Here is a 5,816-nt window from a genome sequence, read left to right as displayed (position 1 = left end):
AACCATCTGTAGGATCGTTCAACTGATCAGGAAAATGCTTAAATGATCAGTGTTAGCCTAGAGAGCGAGATTTACGCTTTGCGCTCTAGGAACACACCCGCTTCCATGTGGTGCGTGTAAGGGAACTGGTCAAATAAAGCAAAACGAGTGATGTCGTGCGTTTCGCTTAGGATCTCTAGGTTCTCTTTCAATGTCTCTGGGTTACAAGAGATGTACATGATGCGCTCGTACCCTTGAACCATCTTACAAGTATCAACGTCCATACCTGAACGCGGTGGATCAACAAAGATAGTGTTGCAGTTGTAGCTCTTAAGATCGATGTTCGCTTGTTGCAGACGGCGGAATTCACGCTTGCCTTCCATTGCTACGGTAAAGTCTTCTGCAGACATACGAATAATCTGAACATTATCAATCTCGTTCGCCGCTATGTTGTATTGCGCTGACTCTACTGATGGCTTCGCTAGCTCAGTAGCAAGTACACGCTCGAAGTTCTGTGCTAATGCTAATGAGAAGTTACCGTTACCACAGTAAAGCTCAAGCAAGTCGCCTTTATTGTCTTGAGTGCAGTCGACAGCCCATTCCAACATTTTCTCTGCTACTTTACCGTTTGGTTGAGTAAAGCTGTTCTCTACTTGTTGGTAGATGTAGCTATCACCATTCACATCTAGCTTTTCAATTACGTAGTCGCGGTCTAGTACGATTTTCATCTTACGCGCACGACCAATCAGGTTCAGGTTAAAACCTTCATCGTTTAATTGCTGTTTCAGTGCTTTAGCATCTTGAATCCACTGTTCACCTAATTGACGGTGGTAAAGCAGTGATACCAAAATCTCGCCACTCAACGTAGAGAGGAAATCTACTTGGAATAGCTTGTGGCGTAGAGAGTGGTTGTTCTTCATTGCATCCGTTAATAGAGGCATTAGGTCGTTAATAAGACGGCTAGCTGCAGGGAACTGGTCTACACGGTATTTTTCTTTAGTCTCTTGATTGAACATGACGTAATACATATCGTCACCTTCATGCCACACGCGGAACTCAGCACGCATGCGGTAGTGTTGTTCTGGAGATTCATACACTTCCAGTTCAGGCACATCATATTCTGAGAACATTTCTGTAAGACGCTCTGTCTTTTCTGCCAGTTGTTCTTGGTAGCGTTGCGGGTTTACATCTAAATTCGCCATTGTTATGCCTTTTGCTGTCGTGCTTTTAAATCAAGAGCGCAGATTTTATTCAATCACAGGCGCTTGTCCAGTGTTGAGAGCCATTCAATGTAAATCGACCATGAAAACTATAGCTTATAACAATCTTAGACTAGACAAATGATTCAGAGGTCAATACTATCTTCGGCAAGCTGGTGTCATTTAGATGTATAGATGGCTGAAGAGGGAATCTGGTGTAAATCCAGAACTGACGCGCAGCGGTAAAAGAGAACGAGTATTCATAAGACACTGCAAATAGCTTTTTGTGGGAAGTCGAATATTAGGTAACCATAAGGGTTGTGCTCTTGAGTCCGAATACCTGCCAGCGGCTAAGCCACACAATGTGGTTTGGTAGGACTTTACGCGATTTAGGATCACAACATGAACAAATCCCTTTTAGCGGTTGCTGTAGCATCGCTGCTTTCATCTATCTCCAATTTACATGCCCAAGAAGCCTCTGCCGACGAAACCATGGTGGTTACGGCTAACCGTTTTGAGCAGCCTTTAAGTGATGTGATTGCATCAACAACGGTTGTTTCTAAACAAGAAATCGAAGAAACCCAAGCTAAATCCCTAGTCGATGTTTTAAAACGAGTACCTGGTGTTGAAGTTTCTCAAAGTGGCGGACGTGGACACAGTGCATCTGTTTTCATGCGTGGCTACAATAGCGATCAAGTATTGTTTCTTATCGATGGTGTTCGTATTGATTCTGCGGCCGGCGGTATTAATTTCAACCATATTCCAGTAGGTATTATTGAGAGAGTTGAAGTGATTCGTGGTTCTGGCGGTGCTCTCTACGGTTCTGATGCTGTAGCGGGTGTAATTAATGTTATTACCGCTTCTGGTAGTTCGACGGAATCAACAATGATTTCTGTTGGAGCAGGTAGTGACGCTCAAAAGGAAGCAAACTTTTCAACGACCCGCAAGTTATCTAATGGCGGAACAGTAAAGCTTGCTGGTGGCTTTGATGAGACCGAAGGGTACGATATCAAAGACCCTGCGACTGGCCTTAATTATGGATATGAAAGCCAAAATCTTTTTGCGTCATACTCACAGCCGATCAATGAGGCCTTTACTGGCACAGCATCTGTTCGTTGGTTTGATAGTCTGACAGAGTATGACTCGGGTGGTAAGAACTACGGTTACTCTGAGAACTTGAGCGTTACAGCCGCTGTTGACTATAAAGGTGATAACTTAAGCTCTACTTTTAGAGCTAATCAGCAGGCAATCGAAAACCTAGACTATTCACAAGCTCAAGGTAAAGACAATGCTGGTACAAAGAAGAAAATAGATCTGACGAACTTGCAGTTCTTAAATCAGTATTACGTTAATGAGAATGTATCTGTTGGTGCTGGTGCCGACTGGCGTAGAGAAAAACTTGATGATGATGCCTTGTCATATGGCTCACCTGATGCTCTAGCTGGCGAAGCTCGCGATACTACCGGCGTATACGCTTCTTCTGAACTTCGATTTGGTGATGTTCAAATTGTTGGTAGTGTACGTAACGATAAACACGACTCATATGACAACCACACTACATGGTCTTTAGGTACTCGCTATTACCTAACAGAAAAGCACTCACTTAGAGCGGCTGCTGGTACATCATTTAAAGCTCCGAGCTATTCTGATCTAACAACAAATCCAGACCTAGAACCTGAAGAAGCCGAAAACCGCGAAATTGGATATACTGGTGAATTCGATTTATTCAAACTGGATGTGACAGCATACGATAATAAAGTCGATAACTTGATCATTTGGTACGAAGGTAGCCCGTTTTGGTATCCTCAAAACGTAGATGCAAAATTGAAAGGGTTAGAAATTACAGGTAATTTCGACACGTGGTTCATCCATCACACGGTTGTTGCTGAGTTTAAAGATCATAAAGATTCTGCGGGTAATAAATTAGCGAAGCGTGCTGATGAAAACTATAAGTGGTTGATGGATGCTTCATATGAAGATTTTGATGTGAATCTTACTTATACATACACGGGTGATAGAGCAGGTAATCCAAAAGAAACAACCGATCCAGATAATATTTTGCCATCAGTGAGCTTGTGGGATGTTTCTGTGGGGTATTGGATCTCCCCTGAGTTAGTGGTTCGTGGTCGAGTTGATAACTTAACTAATGAGAAATACCAAACAACGCTAGGGTATAACGCTCCTGAGCGTAGATATTTCGCAAATCTAGCTTACCAATTCTAATTTACACCTAAACCGCCTCCGGGCGGTTTTTTCTTATTGGGTATATCAATGAAAAAGAAAGTCATCATAAGTTGGTCGTCAGGGAAGGATTCGACATTAACGCTGGAGCGTCTACTTGAAAGCTCCGAATATGAAGTTGTCGCTCTCTATACGACGCATGTTGGAGATGAAGTTCCTTTTCAAGTGACTCCGATTGATGTGGTTGCTATGCAAGCTAAGTTAATCGGGTTGCCATTAATCTCGATTGAGCTTCCAGAAGTGTTCCCTAGTAATGAGATTTATCAAAGTACCATTGTCTCCGCACTTAAAGGTTCTGGCTTATCAATCGATGCACTCGCGTTTGGAGACATGTTTTGTAATGGTATTGCCGACTATCGAAGAAGCTATATAGAACCAGCGGGTTGGGAGTGTGTGTTTCCTCTTATGGGAGAGAGCAGTCAGGCACTTGCTAGTGAAATAATAGACAGAGGAATCGAAACCTTTCTTGTAACGGTCGATAGCGATGCATTAGACATGAGCTATTGCGGGAAAAAATACACGCTTGAACTAATAGACAGCTTACCGAGTCATGTTGATCCATGTGGCGAAGATGGCGAGTTCCATACTTTAGTGACATCAGCGCCATGCTTTAAAGGTAAGCTCAAGATAGATCAAGAAAATGTGGAGCAAGGTAAGCGCTTTGTTCATCAACGTTATCAAGCTTGCATTATATAGAGTGAGGATTGGCGAAAACTAAGCGAAGGAGTATCATTGCAGCGAAACTTATTATAGGTAATCGTTGTGTCGGATAGTCTACAAAAAAATATATTGGTCTTTGATTCTGGAGTGGGTGGCCTATCTGTATATAAGGAGATAAGCCAGTTACTACCGAATCATAACTATACTTATGTATTCGATAACGAGGCTTACCCATACGGTGAACTCGATCAACAAGTTCTTGTCCGCAGAGTTCAAAGTATCGTCTCTAGCTTTGTGGCTAGCCACGCTATTGATATCGTAGTTATAGCCTGCAATACCGCAAGTACGATTGTCTTACCTACACTGCGTGCTAATAATCTAATCCCAATTGTTGGCGTTGTTCCGGCAATCAAACCTGCATCCCTACTTGCCAATAAAGCGGTGGGTCTTATTGCTACTCCCGCAACGATTACTCGTGAATACACACACGAGCTCATCAAAAACTTCTCGAGTAATAAAAGAGTCGAACTTTTAGGCTCTACTCGGCTGGTGGATATGGCCGAAGATAAACTCAGAGGTGAGGCGATTGATCTTGAAGAGTTGCAACTCATCCTTCAACCGATGATCAACACAATTGATGTGGCCGTTTTAGGGTGTACACATTTCCCTTTAATAAAATCAGAGATTCAACAAGTCCTAGGTAAGAGTGTTTTATTGGTTGATTCCGGTAAAGCGATTGCGAAGCGAGTTCAAGATTTATTGGATTTGGAGAGTAGTGATAAAGAAGGGGGAGTGCGTGAGGTTTTTTGTAGTGCACTTCCTAAGAAAGAAAGTGCACTAAATAGCATGTTGAAGCAGTTAGGATTTAGCTCAGTTCAGCTTCGTCCGTTTCTGGATGTTTAGGATCATTTGCAACTCGCACTTTTAAAGTTCGTTGCATGTAATCTTTATCGTTAAGTTCTGAAATAGCATGATTCACATCATTGCTAGCCATTACGACAAATCCAAAGCCTCTTCTTTTACCAGTACGTTTGTCTTTCATTAAGCGTACTGCAAATACTTCACCATACTCTGAGAATAATTCACGTACGTGTGACTCATTCGCTTTGTATGGAAGGTTACCTACATAAAGTGTTTTTGTTGATGCCTTCGGTTCTGAATCTGATTTTGAGTCGGTGCTTGAAAAGTTAACAACAAAAGCGGAAGCCAAGACACCAAGGATAAAGGTAATTGCAGGCGATATATCTACCTTAGAGAAAACAATGCCACCTAGAACAGCTAGTGCGACAATTAACAACATCGATTTTTTTGAGTTCATATCGGAATACTACATATTAATAAACGAAATAGACGCATCTACTCTTAACAAAATAGATACATGAATCTTACGTTCATGGTTTCCATTTTGCCAATGTATTGCTGTGATACGTCTCAAATGTTTAGTTTTTATTCGAAAAATGCGGATCTGGTGGCTTTTTAGGCGAACAAAACTTTTATTCAAAAAAGCCCTTGTGCTCTATGTCGATCTCTCTATAATGCCGCCTCACCGACACGGAGTGAGACGAAAGTCACACAGCGAAATCGGTAGAGGAAAAGGAGTTTAAAATAACCCTTGACTCTCTAAGTGGTGCAGGTATAGTACGCACCCCTAGCGACTGAGATGTAAATCACAAAACGTTAGCGCTCTTTAACAATTTAAACCTATCAATCTGTGTGGGCACTCGTTGATGAATATCA

At 42.1% G+C, this 5,816-nt stretch carries 5 protein-coding genes and 1 riboswitch; of the genes, 3 read left to right on the top strand and 2 right to left on the bottom strand.

The genetic code is table 11. The features are described from left to right. Window positions 1-71: 71 nt before the first annotated feature. Window positions 72-1,181, bottom strand: a complete 1,110-nt coding sequence (gene trmA, locus OQJ75_RS22330) for a tRNA (uridine(54)-C5)-methyltransferase TrmA (protein ID WP_265974951.1) — start codon at window positions 1,179-1,181, stop codon at window positions 72-74. A 154-nt stretch (window positions 1,182-1,335) separates the two neighbouring features. Continuing rightward, a riboswitch (cobalamin riboswitch) is annotated at window positions 1,336-1,541 on the top strand. Between the two features lie 39 nt (window positions 1,542-1,580). Between trmA and OQJ75_RS22325 the strand changes: the two genes are divergently transcribed. Genes OQJ75_RS22325 through murI form a run of 3 tightly spaced genes read left to right on the top strand, consistent with a single transcriptional unit; the run spans window position 1,581 to window position 4,982 of the window. Continuing rightward, complete coding sequence (locus OQJ75_RS22325) at window positions 1,581-3,401, top strand: TonB-dependent receptor domain-containing protein (RefSeq protein ID WP_265974952.1); 1,821 nt, start codon at window positions 1,581-1,583, stop codon at window positions 3,399-3,401. A gap of 48 nt (window positions 3,402-3,449) precedes the next feature. Then, a complete protein-coding gene (locus OQJ75_RS22320) occupies window positions 3,450-4,115 on the top strand; it encodes an adenine nucleotide alpha hydrolase (RefSeq protein WP_265974953.1) in 666 nt (221 codons plus the stop codon). Between the two features lie 60 nt (window positions 4,116-4,175). Continuing rightward, the gene (gene murI, locus OQJ75_RS22315) at window positions 4,176-4,982 is read left to right on the top strand and encodes a glutamate racemase (protein WP_265974955.1); all 807 of its coding nucleotides are present in this window, start codon (window positions 4,176-4,178) and stop codon (window positions 4,980-4,982) included. Here the strand turns inward: murI and OQJ75_RS22310 are convergent. Then, a complete protein-coding gene (locus OQJ75_RS22310) occupies window positions 4,945-5,397 on the bottom strand; it encodes an RNA recognition motif domain-containing protein (protein ID WP_265974954.1) in 453 nt (150 codons plus the stop codon). The two genes, murI and OQJ75_RS22310, sit on opposite strands and share 38 nt — an antisense overlap. Between the last annotated feature and the right edge of the window lie 419 nt (window positions 5,398-5,816).

This window comes from Vibrio sp. 14G-20, assembly GCF_026241515.1.
Classification (GTDB): Bacteria; Pseudomonadota; Gammaproteobacteria; order Enterobacterales; family Vibrionaceae; genus Vibrio.
Note: the sequence above shows the minus strand (reverse complement) of the source record. Positions and strands in the feature narration are given on the sequence as shown.

What these genes read in the sequence shown, in the direction of transcription:
- OQJ75_RS22310 (WP_265974954.1), bottom strand. Translation starts at nt 5,397, where the DNA reads ATGAACTCAAAAAAATCGATGTTGTTAATTGTCGCACTAGCTGTTCTA.
- trmA (WP_265974951.1), bottom strand. Translation starts at nt 1,181, where the DNA reads ATGGCGAATTTAGATGTAAACCCGCAACGCTACCAAGAACAACTGGCA.
- OQJ75_RS22325 (WP_265974952.1), top strand. Translation starts at nt 1,581, where the DNA reads ATGAACAAATCCCTTTTAGCGGTTGCTGTAGCATCGCTGCTTTCATCT.
- OQJ75_RS22320 (WP_265974953.1), top strand. Translation starts at nt 3,450, where the DNA reads ATGAAAAAGAAAGTCATCATAAGTTGGTCGTCAGGGAAGGATTCGACA.